The sequence below is a fragment of the Dyella sp. 333MFSha genome, from assembly GCF_900102405.1.
GTDB classification, from domain to species: domain Bacteria; phylum Pseudomonadota; class Gammaproteobacteria; order Xanthomonadales; family Rhodanobacteraceae; genus Luteibacter; species Luteibacter mycovicinus.
In genome coordinates this window covers 152,425-171,489 of record NZ_FNBR01000005.1, presented here as the reverse complement: position 1 = coordinate 171,489, position 19,065 = coordinate 152,425, and the positions used below count along the sequence as shown (strand labels likewise).

The window sequence follows — 19,065 nt, the reverse complement described above, 5'->3', positions numbered from 1 at the left end:
CGCATGACGGTTACAGAGAAAGAAATAGCAGCCGTATCGTTGCTGCCTCGAGATCAGCGTCTTCGGCACTTCTTGAAGAGAGTGGCGGATTTTGAGGAGGTGTGGGCCATTCAGGACGACGGGTGGGTTCTTGCAGGTACTAAGGGCGAAGCAGAGGTGTTTCAGGTATGGCCCTTTGCCGAATACGCCAGCCTATGCTGCGTTGGTGAGTGGGCAGGATGCGTCCCCGCAGCAATCCCACTGGATGAGTTCATGGATTCCTTCCTGCCGGACTTTGAAGAAAAGGGAATTTTGATCGGGACCTTCTACACCCCGAATGATAATGGCGTGCTTGTGCCCCCGAAGACGCTTTCAAGCTTGCTTGAGGAAGAACTGGAGAACTATCGATGAGTTTTGCCGGGGGGGTTAACGAGTCGTCTTCGTCGCGGGTGAGACCGAGGTAACCAGTATGCTTAATCTTCCGCCGAAACAGCGCCGAAGCTTGCCGAGGTATCACTGGGGTTGAGCTCGAGGTACCTCGGACGTTCATGTTAAGCCCCCTTGGGGTGCGGGCTGGGAAACGCGATTCTGTGGAATTCATTCCTGAAGGGTTGAATCTTTCTCATGGGTCGTGCCTCGCGCCGAAGAGCGTGCTGATGACGCTTCTGAGGACTTAAGTGGTTAGCCACACCCAAGTGTGGCTAACTCGAAATCACATCCGCGGACAAAAATTATCCGCAATCTTCCCCGCCCGTTCGTTCTCCACCCGAAGATGAAAGTCCCGCAACATCCGGTTCTTCGTCATCTGAAACAACCGCACATCCCCGGTCGCCCCCGGCTCATACGCAGGCAGATGAATCACATGGATATTCACGTGGTAAGCATCCGAGAAAATCTGAAACGCCTTCCGGCAAGCCTGACATGGCGGCTGTGACACCCACGCCGCGATAACCCCGCCCCGTGGAATGTTTCCCGCCAGAATATCGCGCTCGATCGTGCGCAACGCGCGCATCTCCGCGTCATACCCACGTCCGAGACGGGCTGTCGAGTCACCTGCCATCGACTCCTCGAGAATGGAGTGCTCGCCGTCGGGAATCCGCGCATACACGTTCGGATTCACGTCGGAGTAGTACTGTGCCCAGTCCGGCATATCGAAGCTCGGTACCGCTACGCCCGCCTCGTGCGGCAGGGCCGCCGCGGCCACGCGCCCGGACAGACCGTGATAAAGCGTCGTGCGTGGGCGCCCCGTGCTGTCGATCCACCTGTACTTGACCTGCGCCGCGGTGGCCTTGGCCCATTCCATGCGGAATCCGGTGTAGGCGCGCTCCGTGGTCGTCGCCGGCCCGTGTGCCGCCGCGTAGCGCTGCGCACCGCGAAGGTGGTACTTGAACGTGCTGACCAGATTTTCCTTCGCGGCGAGCATCGCCTCGGGGGATGTCACTTCGATGTACTTCACCGTTCCCGCCACGGTGATGGACGAGGTAAGAAGCAAGGCGACGGCGGCAGCCGCGCGAAATGAGCGAAACGATGTCATAAGTAAGTCATCCATGATGGAAGGTTCAGAAGCGGCGGCAGAGAAGTCCGGACGAGCGCTCCTCGAGCGCGAGGGCTTCCTCCTCTTCGATCTCACCGGAAGCGGCTAGATCTTCCGCGGCCAGGGTCTCGACGAATTCCGCGGCGGCAAGGACGTCCAGCACGACACCGAACGGGACGAGGAGGGCGAGCACGTTCGCCAGCGGCGACTTCTCCGGCTGGCGTTCGCGGACCAGGCCGGCCTGCCGGCGGAATTCCTCGTTGTACCAGGCGTAGACGGCGCGGTCGCTGGCATCGACGAAGCACACCGGGCCCTGCGTGGGGTCGAGGCTAGCAACGCCTTCGCGATAGCGGAAGGTCTCCGTGCAGGGCGGCGCGACATACGACTGATTGTCGCGATACGCGGCGGCGACGCGCGCGATGCGGAACGGCGTACCGATCTCGCGCAAGCCGCGAAACGATGACCGGGCGACGGTGTGTCGGTTCACTTCGCTCTCGAGGACGTCGCGCAGATACTGCGCGTCATAGGCGTCGAGTGAGCCGCCAGCCGGGGTGGCCATGAAGCGTTCGAGCACGTCGGGCTCGACGTTGCGGACCTCCTGCTGGTCGACCGGTGTCGCGGCGATCCGTTCGCGCAGGATCTGCGCCGCCACGGCGTACTTGGCGGCAAAGGTGCTGTGTGCGCTGCCGAAGATCGTGAGCGACTGGTTGAAAATGTCGGACTCGACGCCCGCCTTGATCGCGCTCAGGGCCGAATGTTCGGACCCGTAGCCGGGGAAGGCGTGGGGCAGGCCTACGTGCTCGGGGTGCGCCTTGGTGAAGCCGAGGTCCCATTGCAGGATCTCCCACGCCTGCTGCCAGTACAGAGGTCGGCCTGGGCGATCGAGCCGTGCCGCGGCGGCGGCGAAGGCGGGATCGATCTGGGCGGCGTCAAAAGCGGCCGGCTCGGTATAAGCGTGTGAGGGCAGATGGCTCGGGCGGAGCAGGCGCTCTTTCCAGTACGCGTCGTTGAAGCCGGCATCGTAGGCCTCAGCGGGCGTGTGGCGCTCCGCGAGATAGGCCTTGAGGAAATCGACCGGAGGAAGGTCGGCGGCCATGGCCGGCAATGGGAGCAGGGCGAGGGCCAGGAGTTTGGGATTGAGGTGCATGGCATCCGTGTCGGGGGCGTCCCTTCATTGGGACGGGCGACATTGGATCGGATATGCCCTGGACGGTCTGTCGGTGAAAGGGGGTGAAGCGTGTGGTCAGAACCACTTGTTCCGTTTCAGCGCGATGAAGATGCCGCCGACGATGCACGCGACCAGACAGGTGATGGCGGGATACGCCCAGGGCTTATCGAGCTCCGGCATGTGCGTGAAGTTCATGCCGTACCAGCTGGTGATCAGCGTCGGCGCGGCGAGCATGGCCGCCCAGCCGGCGAGCTTTTTCATCACCTCGTTCTGACCGAAGGTCACCAGTGCCAGGTTGACGCTGATGGCGGCCCCGAGCATTTCCCGCATGGCCGAAATCGACTCGTTCACGCGGAACACGTGATCGTAGATGTCGCGGAAGTACGCCCGCAGGTCGTCGTGTATGAGGTGCGGATGCAGGCGTACCAGCTGCGCCACGATGTCCTGCAACGGTACGACCGCCAGCCTCAGCGTCATCAGTTCGCGCTGCATGTCGTACAGGCGCTTGATGGTCTGCCGGTTGTAGGTCTCGGCGAAGATGTCGTTTTCCAGCTCGTGCAGCTCTTCCCGGAAGTCGCGCACGATCGGCAGGAAGTTGTCGACGATGAAGTCGAGCACCGAATACAGCGCGTAGCTCGGGCCCATGCGCAGCAGCTCGGGCGACTGCTCGCACGTGCGGCGTGCCGGTGCATACGACAGCGACGCCCCATGCCGCACCGTCACGAAGTACCTCTGCCCGACGAAGATCTGCGTTTCGCCGAAGGCGATGTTGCCGCCGACCAGCTGCGCGGTCTGCGCGACGATAAAGAGCGAGTCGCCGTACGTCTCGATCTTGGTGCGCTGGTGGGCCAGCTGCGCGTCCTCGATGGCGAGGTCGTGCAGGTTGAATTCCTCCTGCAACTTCAGCAGCAGGGTTTCATCGGGTTCGTGCAGTCCGACCCAGACGAAGGTGTCCGGTTCCTTGAGGACATCGCTGATGGCTTCGATGCTGATGTCGCCGATACGGCGGCCATCGGTGCGGTAAGCGACGCAGTTGACCACCATGCCGCCCGAGGGGACGTAGGTGGGCGCGGATTCGGGAAGGATCGAGACGGAAGCCATGGCGGGCATGATGCCGGGCCGGATGTGACGCGGCAATCGCGACCCGGCGATCCACCGAAAAAGCGCAGGGACTTGCGGCTCAACGCCCCGTGAGCCGTGCAAAAAGTTCCTCCCGGGGCCATCACCTGTGCTTATGCCACCCATAACGAGCAACGATTTCAGCGAAATCCGGGGCTGGCCGACAATGACCCTTCGATTGATGGCATGAAATACAGCCGTCATGTTCATTCATTGCGTCTATTGAAGCCGTAGGAAACCACGATGGCCAAATCGAGCAGCCAGAAGTTCATCGCGCGCAATCGCGCCCCGCGCGTGCAGATCGAATACGACGTCGAGCTTTATGGCGCCCAGAAGAAGGTGAGCATTCCCTTCGTCATGGGGGTGATGACCGACCTGTCGGGTGCCAGCGCAGGCGACCTGCCTCCGGTGGAAGAGCGCAAGGCGCTGGAGATTGACGTCGACAACTTCAATGACCGTCTCGAGTCGACGCGTCCGACCGTTTCCTTCGATGTGCCCAACACGCTGACCGGCGAAGGCAACCTGGCCATCGAGATGCGCTTCAGCCATCTCGACGACTTCTCGCCGGCCGCCATCGCGCGCAACGTCGAACCGCTCGCGAAGCTGCTCGAGGCGCGGATGCAGCTGGCCAACCTGGGTACCTACCTCGACGGCAAGCTCGGTGCCGAGCGGCTGATCGCCCAGGCGATCCAGGATCCGGCATTGCTCGCGGCCCTTGCCGCGAACCGTCCGGCCACTAACGACGCCAAAGAGGACTGACCGATGGCGACCACGCAGACCCAGGCCGCCGAGGCCCTCGTCGATACGACCGAAGGCAGCGACTTCTCCGCACTGCTTACCAAGGAATTCCGCCCGAAGAGCGAGCGCGCTCGTACCGAGGTGGAGTCCGCCGTGCGTACGCTGGCCGAGCAGGTGCTCGATCGTGCGGATATCGTGTCCGATGACGTCACGCAGACGATCAACGCGTACATCGCCGAGATCGACCGCAAGCTCAGCGAGCAGATCAACCATATTCTTCACCACCCGGACTTCCAGAAACTGGAAGGGGCTTGGCGTGGCCTGCATCACCTGGTGACCAACACCGAGACGGATCCGCAGCTGAAGATCCGTGTGATGAACCTCTCCAAGAACGACCTCGGTCGTACGCTCAAGCGGTACAAGGGCACGGCGTGGGACCAGAGCCCGATCTTCAAGAAGGTGTACGAAGAGGAATACGGCCAGCTGGGCGGTGAGCCGTATGGCTGCCTCATCGGCGATTACTACTTCGACCACGGTCCGCAGGACGTCGAACTGCTGCGCGGCATGGCCCAGGTGGCTGCCGCGTCGCATGCCCCGTTCATCGCCGCCGCCGCGCCGGGCCTGCTCGGTATGGACAGCTGGGGCGAACTCGCCAACCCGCGCGATCTGGCCAAGATCTACTCGACGCCCGACTACGCCGCCTGGCGCTCGCTGCGTGACGGTGAGGATGCGAAATACGTCGCGCTGACCATGCCGCGCACGCTGTCGCGTCTGCCTTACGGCGCCAAGACCGACCCGGTGGAAGAGTTCGATTTCGAAGAAGACACCAGCGGTGCCGACTCGTCGAAGTACACCTGGCAGAACGCCGCGTACGCGATGGGTGTGAACATCAACCGCTCGTTCAAGCAGTACGGCTGGTGCACGCGTATTCGTGGTGTGGAATCGGGCGGTACGGTGGACAACCTCCCGGCGCACGTCTTCCCGACCGACGACGGCGGCGTGGACATGAAGTGCCCGACCGAGATCGCGATCACCGATCGTCGCTCGGCGGAGCTGGACAAGATGGGCCTCATGCCTGTCGTGCACCGCAAGAACTCCGACATGGCCGCCTTCATCGGTGCGCAGTCGCTGGCGCGTCCGGAGGAGTACGACGATCCGGATGCCACGGCCAACGCGGCGCTCAGCGCACGCCTGCCGTACATGTTCGCCTGCTCGCGCTTCGCGCATTACCTGAAGTGCATCGTGCGGGACAAGATCGGTTCGTTCAGCACGCGTGAGCAGATGCAGGACTGGCTAACCCGCTGGGTCCTCAACTACGTCGACGGCGACCCGATCAACTCCAACGAAGAGACCAAGGCGCGCAAACCGCTCGCCGCGGCGCAGGTAGTGGTCGAGGAAGTGGAAGGTAACCCCGGTTACTACACCTCCAAGTTCTACCTCAAGCCGCACTACCAGCTGGAAGGCCTCACCGTCTCCCTGCGTCTGGTGGCACGCCTGCCGTCCGGCAAGACCGGCTGACCCTGAGTCTCTCCCTCTTCACGCGACACACAAGGAAAAGCGTTCATGGCATTCGACATGCACATCAAGTTCGGCCCCGGTCAGGTCAAGATCGAGGGCGCGTCCAATCACGCCAAGCATAAGGATCAGGTGCCGATCATCGCCTGGTCGTGGGGCGCCAGCAACGCCGGCAACCTGCACACCGGTGCGGGCTACGCGTCCGGCGGTAAGGCCAACGTGCAGGACATCGTGATCACCAAGTACGTCGACTCGTGCTCCAACGCGCTGCTCAACGCGGTGTGCACCGGCGCGCGCGTCGACAGCGCCACGCTGTACGTCACCAACGCCACGGGTGAGCAGACCGACTTCGTCACCATCGAGCTCACCGAAGGCGTGATGATCACTTCGGTATCCACCGGTGGTAGCGGCGGCGACGAGCGTCTGACCGAGAACGTCACGCTGCACTTCGGCAAGTTCAAGTACTCGTTCCAGCCGCAGGACGACAAGGGCAAGGCGACGGGCGGCACCAAGGACTTCACGTACGACATGCAGCAGGTGAAGGGTCAGGCCTGATCGCCGCATGGCCGAGCTGACCAACCAGGAGCGTCTCCAGCCGTCGTTGCTGGATCGCCTGCGCGACGACGAGCCACACGTCGCGCAGGAGAGCCGGGAGAAGCGTGTCATGACCGCGGCACGCCTTCGCGAGTACGTGGTGCGCGACCTGGCCTGGCTGTTCAACTGCACGCGGCATTGGTCATCCGAGGAACTGGCGGGACTGCCGTACGTCGAGGCTTCCGTTCTCGACTACGGCATCCCGGATCTCACCGGCGCGGCCATCGCGGGCATGGATATCGAGGTACTTCGCCAGCGCATCCGCGCCGCGATCGCCACGTTCGAGCCCCGGCTTGATCCGGCCACGCTGCATGTCGATGTGCATGCCGACACCGCGCGGATGGACCGCCTGACGCTGTCCTTCAGCATCGAGTCGACGATGTGGGCGCAACCGTTGCCCCTCAACCTTTACCTGAAGACCGAGGTCGATCTGGAAACCGCGCGTTTCAGTGTTTTCGAAGGCCTCGGCTGAGATCATGGACCCCCGACTTCTCCGCTACTACAGCCAGGAACTCCAGCACGTCCGCGAGACGGGTGCGGAGTTTGCCAGCGCCTATCCCAAGATCGCCGGCCGTCTTGGCATGGAGGGGATGGAGTGTGCGGATCCTTATGTGGAACGTCTGCTCGAAGGCTTCGCGTTTCTCTCCGCGCGCGTGCAGATGAAACTCGACGCGCAGCACCCGGTGTTTACCCAGCACTTGCTGCGCATGCTGTACCCGCAATACCTGGCACCGGTGCCCTCGATGGCGGTGGTCGAGATGACGCCGGACCATACCGAGAGCGTGCCGGGTGAAGGGCATCGGGTGCCACGTGGCACCGCGCTGCGCAGCCAGATCGGCTTCGGCGAGCGCACCGCCTGCGAATACCGCACGGCTCATCCGGTCACGCTGCTGCCGCTTTCGCTGAGTGACGCCCGTTACTTCTCGACGCCCGCGGCGATCGCCGCGGCGGGCCTCGCCGTTCCGGCGGGCAAACAGCCCCGCGCGGCCCTGCGCCTGCGCTTCTCATTGAGCCCGGGGGTGACTCTGGATGCCTTGTCATGCGACGAACTGCCCGTGTTCTTCGCGGGGTCCGGCGATCTGGCGAGCCTGCTTCACGAGCAGGTACTGGGTAACGGCATCGGTTTTTCCGTCGTGGCCGGCGAGCACATCCGGCATCTCGAGCCGTCGCAGATCGAAGCGCGCGGCTTCAGCGATGGCGAAGCCCTGCTGCCGCTGAGCGACCGTTCGTTCAGCGGTTACCGCTTGCTGCAGGAATACTTCGCCTGTCCGCAGCGCTTTCAGTTTGCGGCGTTCACGGGGCTTCGCCGGGCACTGCCTCGCTCCACGGGCCATACCTTCGACATCGTCGTCTGGCTGGATCGCGCGGTCGCAAGACTGGACAACGCGGTGGACGCCTCCTATGTGCGCCTGCACTGCACGCCGGCCATCAACCTTTTCCCGCGCCGCTCGGATCGCATCCATCTGCGTGAGGGGGCGGCGGAGTACCACGTGCTGGCCGACCGAACGCGCCCCATGGATTTCGAGGTGGTGGATGTCGAGGATGTACAGGGCTTCGGTGACAGCCAGGATCCCGAGCAGACGTTTTTCCCGTTTTACGGCGGCAACGCGCGCACGTGGCACCAGCCGGCGTCCGCGTTCTACACGCTGAGGCGCGAACCACGCGTTTCCTCGCAGCGGCAACGCCGCGACGGGCCGCGTTCGAGCTACGTCGGCGGCGAAGTGTTCCTTTCGCTGGTGGACGGGCGCGAGGCGCCGTACGCGAGCAGCCTGCGTCAGCTGGGCATGCGGCTGCTGTGCAGTAACCGCGACCTGCCGCTGCACATGCCGGTGGGGAAGGGCGCGACCGATTTTCTGCTCGATACGGATGCGCCGGTCCGGTCGATCCGTTGTGTCGCGGGCCCGACGCGTCCGCGTGCGGCGATGGCCGAAGGGCAGGCGGCCTGGAAGGTCATCAGTCATCTGCAGCTCAACTATCTGTCGTTGCTGGAGCACAGTGACGGCGCCGCCGCCCTTCGCGAGATGCTGTTGCTCTACAGCGACGAGTACGACGCCGCCTCACGACGCTTGATCGAAGGCGTGCGCGACGTGCGCTCGGCACCGATCGTGCGTCGCCTGCCGATTCCCGGTCCGGTGACGTATGGCCGCGGACTCCAGATCACGCTCACCTGCGAGGACCGCGCCTTCGAAGGTACGGGTACCTACCTGTTCGGGTCGGTCATGCAGCACTTCTTCGCCCGGTACGTCTCGCTGAACTCGTTCACCGAGACCGTGCTGCACACCCACGAACGCAACGAGGTGGCCCGGTGGACGGCTCGCTCCGGCACGCGCCCGATCCTCTGACGCTCTTCGAAGCGTTGCGCGGGGACCCGTCGTCGTTCGACTGGTTCGAAGCGCTGCGCCGCGTGGAGTGTGTGCACGCCGACCGTCCGCGGCTGGGTCGCTCCGTGCGACCGGCGGACGATCCGGTGCGTCTGGCGCACACGCCGTCGCTCGACTTCGCACCCCGTTCGATCGATCGCGTGGAAATCGCGGCCGGACGCCCGCCGCGTATTCACAGCCTGATGCTGGGGCTGTGGGGCCCCAACGGCGCGCTGCCATTGCATCTGACTGAGTACACGCTGGAACGCGAGCGCGTGGCACGCGACGGTACGTTTACCGCGTTCGCGGACGTCTTCCATCACCGTATGCTCAGCCTGTTCTACCGGGCCTGGGCGGACGCGCAACCGACCGTGCAGATGGATCGTCCCGATGAGGACGCCTTTGCGCATTTCCTCGGCGCGCTGGTGGGCATCGACAGCCCGGCGCTGGCCGGACGCGATGCTCTGCCTGATCGCTTCAAGCGCTATATGGCCGGCCGCGTGCTCAGCCAGGCCCGCAATGCCGAAGGGCTTACGGCCTTTCTCGGCGCGTTCTTCGAGGTGCCGGTCCACGTGGAGGAGTTCGCCGTGGCGTGGCTCACGCTGCCGGACGAGGGTCGCCTGCGCATGGGCGTCGCGATGGCCGGGATGGGCACCACCGCCGTGTTGGGCGAGCGGGTGCGTGACGCACAGCACCGTGTTCGCCTGCGCCTGGGGCCGATGCGTTTCGCCGACTACCGCCGTTTCCTCCCGGGCGGCGACGCGCTGGACGAGCTGATCGCCGCGCTGCGCTTCTACGCGGGCGACGCCGTCGACTGGGACGCGCAACTGGTCCTGCGTCGTGAAGAAGTACCGCTCACTCACATGGGGCGCGCGGGTCGCCTCGGCATGTCGTCGTGGATGGGTCGCTTCGCCGGCCCCGGCGATGCCGGGGACCTCGTCGTGCAACCCATGACTCTGCCGAATCGATCAAGGAAACCATCGTGACCGACATTCGTCGTACCGCCCTGTTCGGAAAGCTCAACAGCGTGGCCTACAAGACCATCGAAAGCGCGACCGTGGCCTGCCGGTTGCGCGGCCATCGCGACGTCGAGCTGGTCCACTGGCTGCAGCAGATCCTGGGACTGGGAGATTCGGATCTTCATCGTCTCATTCGTCATGCCGGCATCGATCCGTCGCGTCTCGCGCGCGATGTCACCGAAGCGCTGGACCGGCTGCCGGGCGGCGCGTCGTCTGTCAGCGACCTGTCGGCGGACATCGAGGAAGCGGTGGAACGCGGCTGGGTCTACGCGACGCTCAGCTTCGGCGAATCACAGGTGCGCACCGGCTACCTCATGGCGGGCATCGTGCGTACGCGGCGCCTGCGGCACGTGCTGATGGATATCTCCAAAGAGTTCGCCAAGGTCCGTGTGGAGGGACTGGTCGAGGACCTTCCCGCGATGATCGCCGGCTCGCCGGAAGAGCGTCTCGGCGCGACCGATGGGTTTCGCATGGGCGAAGGCGCCACCGATTCAGGCGATACGCCCGCGCCGGCGGCGATGGGAAAGCGCGACGCGTTGAAGCGCTATACCGTCGATCTCACGGCACAGGCCCGCGAAGGCAGGATCGATCCGGTCGTCGGTCGTGACGACGAAATTCGCCAGGTCGTCGATATCCTCATGCGCCGCCGGCAGAACAATCCGATGCTGGTGGGCGAGGCTGGCGTCGGCAAGACGGCCGTCGTCGAAGGCTTCGCGCAGCGCATCGTCGCGGGCGACGTGCCACCGTCATTGCGCGAGGTGGAACTGCGCGTGCTCGACGTCGGCCTGCTGCAGGCCGGTGCGAGCATGAAAGGCGAGTTCGAAAGCCGACTGCGTCAGGTCATCGACGAGGTGCAGGCTTCCGCGACCCCGGTGATCCTGTTCATCGACGAAGCGCATACGCTGGTCGGTGCCGGTGGCGCCGCGGGTACCGGCGATGCCGCCAACCTGCTCAAGCCAGCGCTCGCGCGTGGCAGCCTGCGCACGATCGGTGCCACGACCTGGGCGGAATACAAGAAACACATCGAGAAGGATCCCGCACTGACCCGGCGCTTCCAGACGGTGCAGGTCGGTGAGCCGGATGAAGCGAAAGCGGTGCTGATGCTGCGCACTGTGGCGGGCGTGATGGAGACGCACCACGGTGTGCAGGTGCTGGACGAGGCGATCGAGGCGGCGGTCCGGTTGTCCCACCGTTACATTCCCGCACGCCAGCTGCCCGACAAGGCGGTGAGTCTGCTCGATACGGCCTGCGCCCGCGTCGCCGTGAGTCACCATGCGGTTCCTGCGCAGGTGGCCGATAGCCGCCGTCGTATCGAGGCGCTGGAAGTGGAGCGCGAGATCGTCCGACGTGAGCGAGCGGTGGGCATCGATGTGACGGAGCGGCAGGCGGCCGTCGATGCCGCGCTGTCGACCGAGACGTCCCGGCAGACGGGACTCGAGGCGGCGTGGCACGAGGAACGCCGGCTGGTCGAGGAAATCCTGGCACTGCGCGCCCGGCTGCGTGGGACGGGCGAACCCGTGGAAGGCACCGGTACGCCGCTGGAACGGGCGGCGCGGGAAGAAGCCGCGGCGATCGTTGTCGATGACGACGGACGTGACGCGGTCCTCGCCGAGTTGCGCGCCCTGCAGGCGACGCTGGCGGAACGGCAAGGCGAGAACCCCATGATCCTGCCGGCGGTCGATCAGCAGGCCGTCGCGGCGGTCGTCGCCGACTGGACCGGCATCCCCGTGGGTCGCATGGTCCGCAGCGAACTCGAGACGGTGATGAACCTCGCGTCGCTGATGGGACAGCGCGTCATCGGTCAGGACCATGCCATGGAGATGATCGCCCGGCGCGTGCAGACCTCGCGTGCGGGCCTGGACAATCCCGGTAAACCGATCGGCGTGTTCCTCCTGGCGGGAACCTCCGGTGTCGGCAAGACCGAAACCGCGCTGGCGCTGGCCGAGACCCTTTACGGCGGCGAGCACAACCTGATCACCATCAACATGAGCGAGTTTCAGGAGGCACACACGGTCTCCACGCTCAAGGGCGCGCCTCCCGGCTACGTCGGTTATGGCGAAGGCGGCGTGCTCACGGAAGCGGTCAGGCGCCGGCCCTATTCGGTGGTGTTGCTCGACGAAGTCGAGAAGGCGCATCCGGACGTGCACGAACTGTTCTTCCAGGTGTTCGATAAAGGCGTGATGGAAGACGGCGAGGGCCGCCGCATCGACTTCCGCAATACGCTGATTCTTCTTACGACTAATGCCGGTACGGAGACGATCGAGCGCCTTTGCGCGGACGCCTCGCACGTGCCGGAGGTCGAGGCGATGGCCACGGCCCTGCACGCGCCGTTGCTCGACGTGTTCCCGCCCGCGTTACTGGGGCGCCTCGTCGCCGTGCCGTACTACCCGCTGAGTCGGCGCATGCTTGGGGAAATCGTGCGGTTGCAGGTCGCGCGGATCAAACGCCGTGTCGAGGAGCGGTATCGCGTGCCTTTCGAGTGCACGGAAGCGGCGACCGCGCTGGTCGTCGGTCGCTGCACGGAAAGCGAGAGCGGCGGCCGCATGATCGACGCCATCCTGACCAACACGATGCTGCCTGAAATCAGCCGCGAGCTGCTGATGCGCACGATCGGTGGCGAACCTGTGGGCCGTGTCGTCGTTGACGCCGGGCAGGACGGTTTTGTCTATAGATTCGATGCAGTCACGGCCGACGCAGCCGCCGACGCATCGTTGGCAACGACGGTGGTGGCCGCATGACAGCCTGTCTTTCGGGTCGCGGGTTCTGTCAGGGTCCGGCGAGCACCGGGCACCGGTGCCTCGACTGCCAGAAGGCGGCGCTTGCGCCGCGGCCCGTCGGCGGTCCGGCGTCCATAACGAATGCGACCATCCGCCCCGCGATCACCCCGGCGGCTGTGCCTGCGGCCGTCTCACCCGCCGCGCCGCCCCCGCGCGCAGGCACCCCCGCACCGGTCGGTGGCCCTGGTGCGACCGGTAGGCCCGCGCCCGTCACGCCCCCCGCCACTGTGGCTCCGGCAGGGGGGAGCGACGCGCCACGGGTGGTCTATCGCGGCGACTCGCGTCTGTTGACGGACCTGCCGCGTGGCTTCGAGGCACGGGTACCGCTGGAACTGGAGGCGGCGCGCGATTTCATACGGCTCTATACGGGTGTGAAGCAGCTGAAAGACTGCGCATTCGCCGAGGACGTCAGGAAGCGCCGGATCACTCTCGAGAGTGACAGTCCCACCGCCGTGCATACGCCGGTCGATCTGGTCCGGCTGATCATTGCGAGCCGGATTCCGGGTCCCGCCGTTTCGACCGACCCCGACGTCGCCTGTGGCGGTTACGCGAGCGGGCGGCAGATCTACCGCATCGACACGAGCCATCTGCGCGTGGTGCCGTGGAGCGAAGCGGTGCCCGGCATGGCGCAGCGGCAGACGTCGTTCTGGCCTCAGCTCCTGCTCAACAGGGACGCCCGTTCGCTCGACGACGCGACGACGATCGCCGTGTGGAACGTCAAGGGAGGTGACACCCGCGAGGTCATGTTCCTCACACCTATCCCGCGCGACACGATAGCGACGCACACCTCCGCCACGGCCGCTTGACTTCAAGGAAACCGACATGCCGGATCTCTACCCCAGTCTTCCCAAGCTGCCCTTCACGTATCAGCAATGGTTGCAGCAGACCTCGAAGACGCTGCGTCCCCGCAGTCCGCGACAGGTCGCGCTGGATATCCTGGTCGACGCCTATATCCGCACGCCCAGCGGAAACAACCTGCGTTACCTGAAAAACGGTTTCAGGAACTGGTGTGAAGCGCAGGGCGCCGGCGACGCGTGGATGAAGGCGAAGCGCAACGACCCCGCCAGCCTGCCGTACGTTTCACTCAACGCGGCGCTCAACAAGGACGGCGATACCGATGCCGCGCTCAACGTGCCGTCCTTCATGCAGGCGGACCTGGTGAGTACGCGTCTGGGCCTGCTGTACATGTTCGGCCGGCTCGAATGCGACAGGGACTATTTCAAGATCGTCACCACCGGCGTACTGGACATGGCCGGCGCAGGCCTGGACTACGGCAACGACGTCGGTAGCGACGGTGCCAAGGAAGTCATCGGCAACGTGAAGACCGGCATGGGTGTGGTCCGTCCCGGATTCGACAGTGCCGCCGAACGCCTCGACGACGCCCGGAAAGGAAGCGCGACGCGCAGGACGTTGCCAAGCGGCAGTCGTGATGTGGGCATCATGGAGATGGAGCAGATGCGCACGGTCGATGCGCGCCGCCTGCTGGGCGCGCCCAAGCCGTCACTCAATCCCAACGACAAGCGGACCAGCGACGCCTTGTACGAGCAGTTCCGTCGTGCGTGGGAGTTCACGGTTGGCGTGTGGGATGAGCACGCGGGATCCGCCCTGCGGCAGCTTTGCGACTTTCTCACCGGGCGCTATCTGTCGGAGGCGATCGCCGGCACCATCGGCGGGTCGTTCGGAGTGGCGTCCAATCTGATCAAGCTCATCGAATCGAGCTTCGAGCGTTATCGCGTCTGGGCAACGGGCAAGAAGACGCAGGTCTTGCTGGGCACGCCTACCGCGATCGTGGATGGCATCAAGCGTGCGATCGACCTGGCCGTGGCCAGCGACCTCTACGCGACCCTCAAGAGCGGCGCGCAGCTGGGCATGCAGATTGCCTCGGTCGGCGCGTCCACCCTGGTCAACCTGGTCAGCTCCATCATCGAGATCCTGATCAAGACCGCATGGCGCTTGTTCGAGATCCACCGCCTGCGCAAGTTCTTCGCCGAAGCGCAGCAGAAGTGGGAAAGCCGCGATACCGAGCAGCTGCATACGCATCCCATCGCCTTCAATCGCTGGTTCCGCGGGTACGCGCTCGGTACGCCGATGATCGCCGCCCTCGCGCTGAACAGCGGCATCTGCAACAAGATGCACTTTCTGCAGATGTTCCCCGACGGCAAGGCACCGATCAACCAGGCACAGTACGACGCGGGTGCCGTGCACATCGCCGGCCTGAAGAACTGGAGCTCGAGTTACATCGAGGAATCCGGCTATCACCTGCACAGCACCGACGGCCTGATCATGGAATGGGTCAAGCCGAGCCAGCGCGAGGCCGAAACGTCGGTGCGTCGCCACTTGCTGAATCCGATCCTCGGCTTCTTCGAGGGAGGCGGCTGAATTCATGGCGCACGCGATCACGCTGAAGTCCAGCCTGGGCAAGACGTTGCTCTTCGCCAACATGACGGCCGGGGAAGAGCTCGGCCGCCTGTTTTCTTGGGAGCTGGAAGCGATCAGCAAGGATCCCGGCGTGGACCTGCGCGCGCTTCTGGGGACGTCGATGACGGTCACGGTGACGACGCCGCAGGGTTACGTGCGCTACTTCAACGGCATCGTATCGGAAGCGGCGCAGGGTGCCTTCATCAACATCGATAACGTGCGCTACGCGGTGTATACGTTCACCCTGGTGCCCAGGCCGTGGTTGCTGCGCAACACGTCCGACTGCCGTATCTACAAGAACAAGACGGTACCGCAGATCGTCCGCGACGTGCTCTCGGAGTTCGGCTATGGCGACGTGCGGCTGAGCCTCAGTGCGAATTACCCGGCCCGCGAGTACTGCGTGCAGTACCGGGAGAGCTACTTCGACTTCATCAGCCGGCTGATGGAGCAGGAGGGCATCTATTATTTCTTCACCCACACCAGTGGCGCGCACACCATGGTGCTCGCCGATGCGCTCGGTGCGCATACCACGGTGCCGGGCTTCGAAACCATTCCTTACGCACCGCCTACCGAGCGCGGCCACCGGATGAAGTCGTCGATCAGCGACTGGACATCCGCCCGTTCGGTCAATCCCACCCGTGTCCGTCTGGACGACTACGATTACCAGCGACCGCGACTCTCGCTGCTGGCCAATGAGCAGGTCAGCGACAGTGCCGACACTCACAATGTTTCGGGGTTGGAGATCTACGACTATCCCTACGGTTCCGTGGGCTACGCGCAGAAGAATGCCGACGGTCAGCGATTCGCCCAGGTGCGCGTCGATGCGCTCAGCGTGCCGCAGGCGACCTCGTCGGGATTCACGGATGCGGTGGGTCTGGCCACGGGCGCGCTGTTCCGCCTGAAGGACTTTCCGCTGGCCCAGGCCAATCAGGAATACCTCGTGATCGGCGCCACGACGCGTCTGGTGGAGGTCGATTACCAGGGCGGCGGCGTCGAACCGGACAAGGACGAGTCGCCGTTTGCCTGCCATTTCCGCGTGATCCGCAGTCGCCAGCCGTTTCGTTCCGCGCAGGTCACGCCGCGCCCTTCCATTGCCGGTATACAGACCGCCGTGGTGTATGGCCAGACCGATGAGGACATCGAGGTCGACAGCCAGGGGCGCGTGCAGGTCACCTTCTTCTGGAACGCGCCGTCCAAGCCGAAGGCGGATCAGTCGTGTCCGGTCCGCGTCGCGTCGGGCTGGGCCGGCAAGCGCTGGGGTGCGCAGTTCATCCCGCGTGTCGGCCAGGAGGTGGTGGTGGGCTTCCATGAAGGCGACCCCGACCGGCCGTTGCTTCTGGGCAGCGTGTACAACCAGGAGCATATGCCGCCTTACGCGCTGCCCGGGGACAAGACGCGCAGCGGCGTGGTCAGCCGGAGTCTGCGCGGGGCGGCGGGGGAGGCCAACGAGATTCGCTTCGAGGATCGCAAGGGCGCCGAGGAACTGCTGTTTCACGCGCAGCGCGACCTGCGGCACGAGGCCGAGAACGACCACTTTTCGACGATCGATCGCGACGAGACCGAAGAAGTGAAACGCGATCGTTCGCATGAGGTCGGTCGCGACGACACGCTGAAGGTCGGTCGCCGTCTGCGTATCGAGGCGGGCGAGGAGATCGAACTGGTCACCGGCCTGGCGCGCATCGTGATGAAGCGGACCGGCGAGATCCAGATCGTCGGCAGCACACTGCGAGTCAACGCCATGGCGGCGATCAACCTGATGTCCGGCGGCGCGACGTCTCTCACGTCCGGCGCGGCGGTTTCGGTGACGGCCGGCGCCACGGTGACGATCAATGCGACCGCGGCGATCGCGGTCACCTCGGGTGCTGCGCTGATGCTTTCTTCCACGCTGGGACCGGCCGTGCTGAAAGGCATGCCGCCGCTGCTGCTATGAACGGCCCGTCCCTCACGATCGGAACCGCCGCGCGGGAGATGGGTCTCGATCCCTCGCTGCTGCCGTTGCTGCGCGACGACATGAACGAGCGCGCCGCGGTCCGGACGCTGCTTGCGCATGGCGACGTTCCCGCCGCGCTCCGCCTCGCGATGCGCCTCATGCCCCGCGGCTACGTCGTGCCATGGCTGTGCCAATGCGTGCGCGACAGCGCGCCCGATGACGCCACACGCGAGGGTCTGACGCTGGCCCAGGCATGGCTCGATGAGCGCAGCGAGACACGTCGCCGCGCCGCACTGGCCTATGCGGCGGCCCGCCACTACGTCGGGGCCGGTGCGCTGATCGCGGCCAGTGCGGGCTGGTCGGAGGGCTTCCTGCTCGATGGCGAGGGCAGGGACGTGGCGCCTGTCGCCGTACCCCTGATGGCCGTGGTCGCGGCGGCCGCGCTGCTGACCCTGGCTTCGTCGTCTCCCGATTTCGATGTCCATTGCCGCGCGTTCGTCGGCTCGGCGATGGAGCTGCTACCACCGGAGGATTTCGCATGAACCGTTCCACCGGACCGAGCCTCGTGCTCTCCATCCTGGGCGACCACGCGGGCGACATCGCCGAGCGCACCTCCGTACGTGCCGAGGCTCACGATCTGAGCATCGGCCGCGCCGAACATTGCGACTGGGTCCTGCAGGCGCAGGGTGTCTCCCGTCAGCACGCTTTCGTCCGCCATCTCAACGGGCTGTATTTCATTGAGGACCGCAGCACCAACGGCATGCTGTTGAACGGCGCGCCGTTGCGCGGTGGCGAGCCGGTATCGCTTGGCGACGGCGACCGCCTGCAGCTGGACACCTTCGAGATTCTCGTGGCGCTGGAGTCAACCGTCGACGAGCAGGCGACGGCGCGACGCGAGCACGACCGTAGCCTGCAGACGCTTCGTGTGCCGCACACGTCGCCGGCATATCACGACTCGCCGTTGCCGCTGGGCACGGCACCATCGCTGATCACCGGCGATGCCCACGGCGGGTCGTCGCTGATTCCCGGGACCGCCGCGGCACCGCTGGACCCGATGGCGTGGTTCCAGACCGTGATGCCCGTGGTGGATCATGCGCCGGCCGCCGTCGAGGCTTCCGGGCACTGGAACCATGCATCGCCGATGACGGACCGCTTCGATGCACCCACGGTCGACTCTGCCCCCCCGCGCGTGGCACCCGTGCTGCCCGAGCACTGGGACCGCACCCGAAGCCTGTTCCAGATGCCCCCCGACGTCGCGACCGCCGACGCGACGCCCGAAGCGCCCATGGCAGCAGCACCCGCCCAACCCGCACCCCCCCCTGTAGGAGCGCGCCCCGCGCGCGACCCCACCGCCGATCCGGTCACATCCACCCCCGCTCCAACACCGCCACCACCCAGCCCCACCACCGGCATCGAACCCCTGTTCGCCCTCGTCCTCGACGGCGTCATGGACGTTCTGCGCGCACGCGCCGAACTGAAGAACGGGTTCCGCCTTCCCGCGACCCTGATTCAGCGACGCGAGAACAACCCGCTGAAGTTCGCCCCCACCGGCACCGAAGCACTGGCACGTGTGCTCGCCGCGCCCAACGAGGCCTTTCTCTCGGGCGAGGCGGCGATCGTCGACGCCATGGACGACATCCGCGAACACCAGGTGGCCTTGCTCGCGGGCGTGAGGGCCGCCTTCGACGATCTGATCGCGCAGTTCGACCCGGCGCGTTTCGAAGAGGGGGACACGCGCCGCTCCCGGTTCGGTTTTGCGCCGGCCAGCGGCCCGTGGGAACGCTACCGCGCGCATTTCCAGAAGCTGGCCACCGACCCCGAAGAACGTTTCCGTCGCCTGTTCGGTGACGAATTCGCCCGCGCCTATGAAGACCAGCTCGTGCGCGCCAAGCGCGACAACCGCTGACCGGAACC

16 protein-coding genes are annotated in these 19,065 nt (G+C 65.3%); 13 read left to right on the top strand and 3 right to left on the bottom strand.

Translation table 11 applies throughout. The annotated features are described in order from the left end of the window. The first annotated feature begins 3 nt into the window (after positions 1–3). Positions 4–390, top strand: a complete 387-nt coding sequence (locus tag BLT40_RS17145) for a DUF2750 domain-containing protein (protein WP_090355130.1) — start codon at positions 4–6, stop codon at positions 388–390. A gap of 301 nt (positions 391–691) precedes the next feature. On the opposite strand, the gene BLT40_RS17140 is transcribed toward BLT40_RS17145, so the two are convergent. From BLT40_RS17140 to BLT40_RS17130, 3 genes are all read right to left on the bottom strand, one after another. Continuing rightward, positions 692–1,513 carry a hypothetical protein gene (locus BLT40_RS17140; protein ID WP_090355128.1) on the bottom strand — a complete coding sequence of 274 codons (822 nt, stop codon included), beginning with the start codon at positions 1,511–1,513 and terminating at the stop codon, positions 692–694. A 25-nt stretch (positions 1,514–1,538) separates the two neighbouring features. After that, positions 1,539–2,660 carry a hypothetical protein gene (locus BLT40_RS17135; protein WP_090355126.1) on the bottom strand — a complete coding sequence of 374 codons (1,122 nt, stop codon included), beginning with the start codon at positions 2,658–2,660 and terminating at the stop codon, positions 1,539–1,541. 96 nt (positions 2,661–2,756) lie between these two features. Beyond that, entirely contained in the window at positions 2,757–3,782 is a 1,026-nt protein-coding gene (locus tag BLT40_RS17130; RefSeq protein ID WP_036115060.1) for a magnesium and cobalt transport protein CorA, read from the bottom strand. A gap of 261 nt (positions 3,783–4,043) precedes the next feature. On the opposite strand from BLT40_RS17130, the gene tssB reads away from it, so the two are divergent. The 12 genes from tssB to tagH all read left to right on the top strand — a co-directional run bounded on the left by tssB (position 4,044) and on the right by tagH (position 19,057). Then, complete coding sequence (tssB, locus tag BLT40_RS17125) at positions 4,044–4,559, top strand: type VI secretion system contractile sheath small subunit (RefSeq protein WP_036115058.1); 516 nt, start codon at positions 4,044–4,046, stop codon at positions 4,557–4,559. Positions 4,560–4,562: 3 nt separating this feature from the next. Continuing rightward, positions 4,563–6,056: a type VI secretion system contractile sheath large subunit gene (gene tssC / locus BLT40_RS17120; RefSeq protein ID WP_036115055.1), complete on the top strand. Its 1,494-nt coding sequence runs from the start codon at positions 4,563–4,565 to the stop codon at positions 6,054–6,056. 45 nt (positions 6,057–6,101) lie between these two features. After that, complete coding sequence (locus BLT40_RS17115) at positions 6,102–6,608, top strand: Hcp family type VI secretion system effector (protein WP_036115052.1); 507 nt, start codon at positions 6,102–6,104, stop codon at positions 6,606–6,608. Between the two features lie 7 nt (positions 6,609–6,615). Further along, the gene (gene tssE, locus BLT40_RS17110; RefSeq protein WP_090355124.1) at positions 6,616–7,119 is read left to right on the top strand and encodes a type VI secretion system baseplate subunit TssE; all 504 of its coding nucleotides are present in this window, start codon (positions 6,616–6,618) and stop codon (positions 7,117–7,119) included. 4 nt (positions 7,120–7,123) lie between these two features. Further along, positions 7,124–8,989 carry a type VI secretion system baseplate subunit TssF gene (gene tssF / locus BLT40_RS17105; RefSeq protein ID WP_043697432.1) on the top strand — a complete coding sequence of 622 codons (1,866 nt, stop codon included), beginning with the start codon at positions 7,124–7,126 and terminating at the stop codon, positions 8,987–8,989. Continuing rightward, positions 8,953–9,993, top strand: coding sequence for a type VI secretion system baseplate subunit TssG (tssG, locus tag BLT40_RS17100; RefSeq protein WP_090355119.1), 1,041 nt, complete (start codon positions 8,953–8,955; stop codon positions 9,991–9,993). The genes tssF and tssG overlap by 37 nt, the downstream gene beginning before the upstream one ends. Continuing rightward, on the top strand, positions 9,990–12,764 hold the full coding sequence (tssH, locus tag BLT40_RS17095) for a type VI secretion system ATPase TssH (RefSeq protein WP_090355117.1): 2,775 nt from the start codon (positions 9,990–9,992) through the stop codon (positions 12,762–12,764). Before tssG ends, tssH begins: the two co-directional genes overlap by 4 nt. A gap of 299 nt (positions 12,765–13,063) precedes the next feature. Continuing rightward, on the top strand, positions 13,064–13,609 hold the full coding sequence (locus BLT40_RS17090; RefSeq protein WP_043692895.1) for a hypothetical protein: 546 nt from the start codon (positions 13,064–13,066) through the stop codon (positions 13,607–13,609). 16 nt (positions 13,610–13,625) lie between these two features. After that, the gene (locus BLT40_RS20685) at positions 13,626–15,182 is read left to right on the top strand and encodes a hypothetical protein (protein WP_255364052.1); all 1,557 of its coding nucleotides are present in this window, start codon (positions 13,626–13,628) and stop codon (positions 15,180–15,182) included. A 4-nt stretch (positions 15,183–15,186) separates the two neighbouring features. Beyond that, positions 15,187–17,151: a type VI secretion system Vgr family protein gene (gene tssI, locus BLT40_RS17080; protein ID WP_090355114.1), complete on the top strand. Its 1,965-nt coding sequence runs from the start codon at positions 15,187–15,189 to the stop codon at positions 17,149–17,151. Further along, complete coding sequence (locus BLT40_RS17075) at positions 17,148–17,693, top strand: DUF6931 family protein (protein ID WP_090355112.1); 546 nt, start codon at positions 17,148–17,150, stop codon at positions 17,691–17,693. The genes tssI and BLT40_RS17075 overlap by 4 nt, the downstream gene beginning before the upstream one ends. After that, on the top strand, positions 17,690–19,057 hold the full coding sequence (gene tagH, locus BLT40_RS17070) for a type VI secretion system-associated FHA domain protein TagH (protein ID WP_090355110.1): 1,368 nt from the start codon (positions 17,690–17,692) through the stop codon (positions 19,055–19,057). The genes BLT40_RS17075 and tagH overlap by 4 nt, the downstream gene beginning before the upstream one ends. Positions 19,058–19,065: the final 8 nt, after the last annotated feature.

Coding starts and splice junctions, on each gene's coding strand:
- BLT40_RS17145 (WP_090355130.1), top strand. CDS start 4: ATGACGGTTACAGAGAAAGAAATAGCAGCCGTATCGTTGCTGCCTCGA.
- BLT40_RS17140 (WP_090355128.1), bottom strand. CDS start 1,513: ATGACATCGTTTCGCTCATTTCGCGCGGCTGCCGCCGTCGCCTTGCTT.
- BLT40_RS17135 (WP_090355126.1), bottom strand. CDS start 2,660: ATGCACCTCAATCCCAAACTCCTGGCCCTCGCCCTGCTCCCATTGCCG.
- BLT40_RS17130 (WP_036115060.1), bottom strand. CDS start 3,782: ATGGCTTCCGTCTCGATCCTTCCCGAATCCGCGCCCACCTACGTCCCC.
- tssB (WP_036115058.1), top strand. CDS start 4,044: ATGGCCAAATCGAGCAGCCAGAAGTTCATCGCGCGCAATCGCGCCCCG.
- tssC (WP_036115055.1), top strand. CDS start 4,563: ATGGCGACCACGCAGACCCAGGCCGCCGAGGCCCTCGTCGATACGACC.
- BLT40_RS17115 (WP_036115052.1), top strand. CDS start 6,102: ATGGCATTCGACATGCACATCAAGTTCGGCCCCGGTCAGGTCAAGATC.
- tssE (WP_090355124.1), top strand. CDS start 6,616: ATGGCCGAGCTGACCAACCAGGAGCGTCTCCAGCCGTCGTTGCTGGAT.
- tssF (WP_043697432.1), top strand. CDS start 7,124: ATGGACCCCCGACTTCTCCGCTACTACAGCCAGGAACTCCAGCACGTC.
- BLT40_RS20685 (WP_255364052.1), top strand. CDS start 13,626: ATGCCGGATCTCTACCCCAGTCTTCCCAAGCTGCCCTTCACGTATCAG.
- tssI (WP_090355114.1), top strand. CDS start 15,187: ATGGCGCACGCGATCACGCTGAAGTCCAGCCTGGGCAAGACGTTGCTC.
- BLT40_RS17075 (WP_090355112.1), top strand. CDS start 17,148: ATGAACGGCCCGTCCCTCACGATCGGAACCGCCGCGCGGGAGATGGGT.
- tagH (WP_090355110.1), top strand. CDS start 17,690: ATGAACCGTTCCACCGGACCGAGCCTCGTGCTCTCCATCCTGGGCGAC.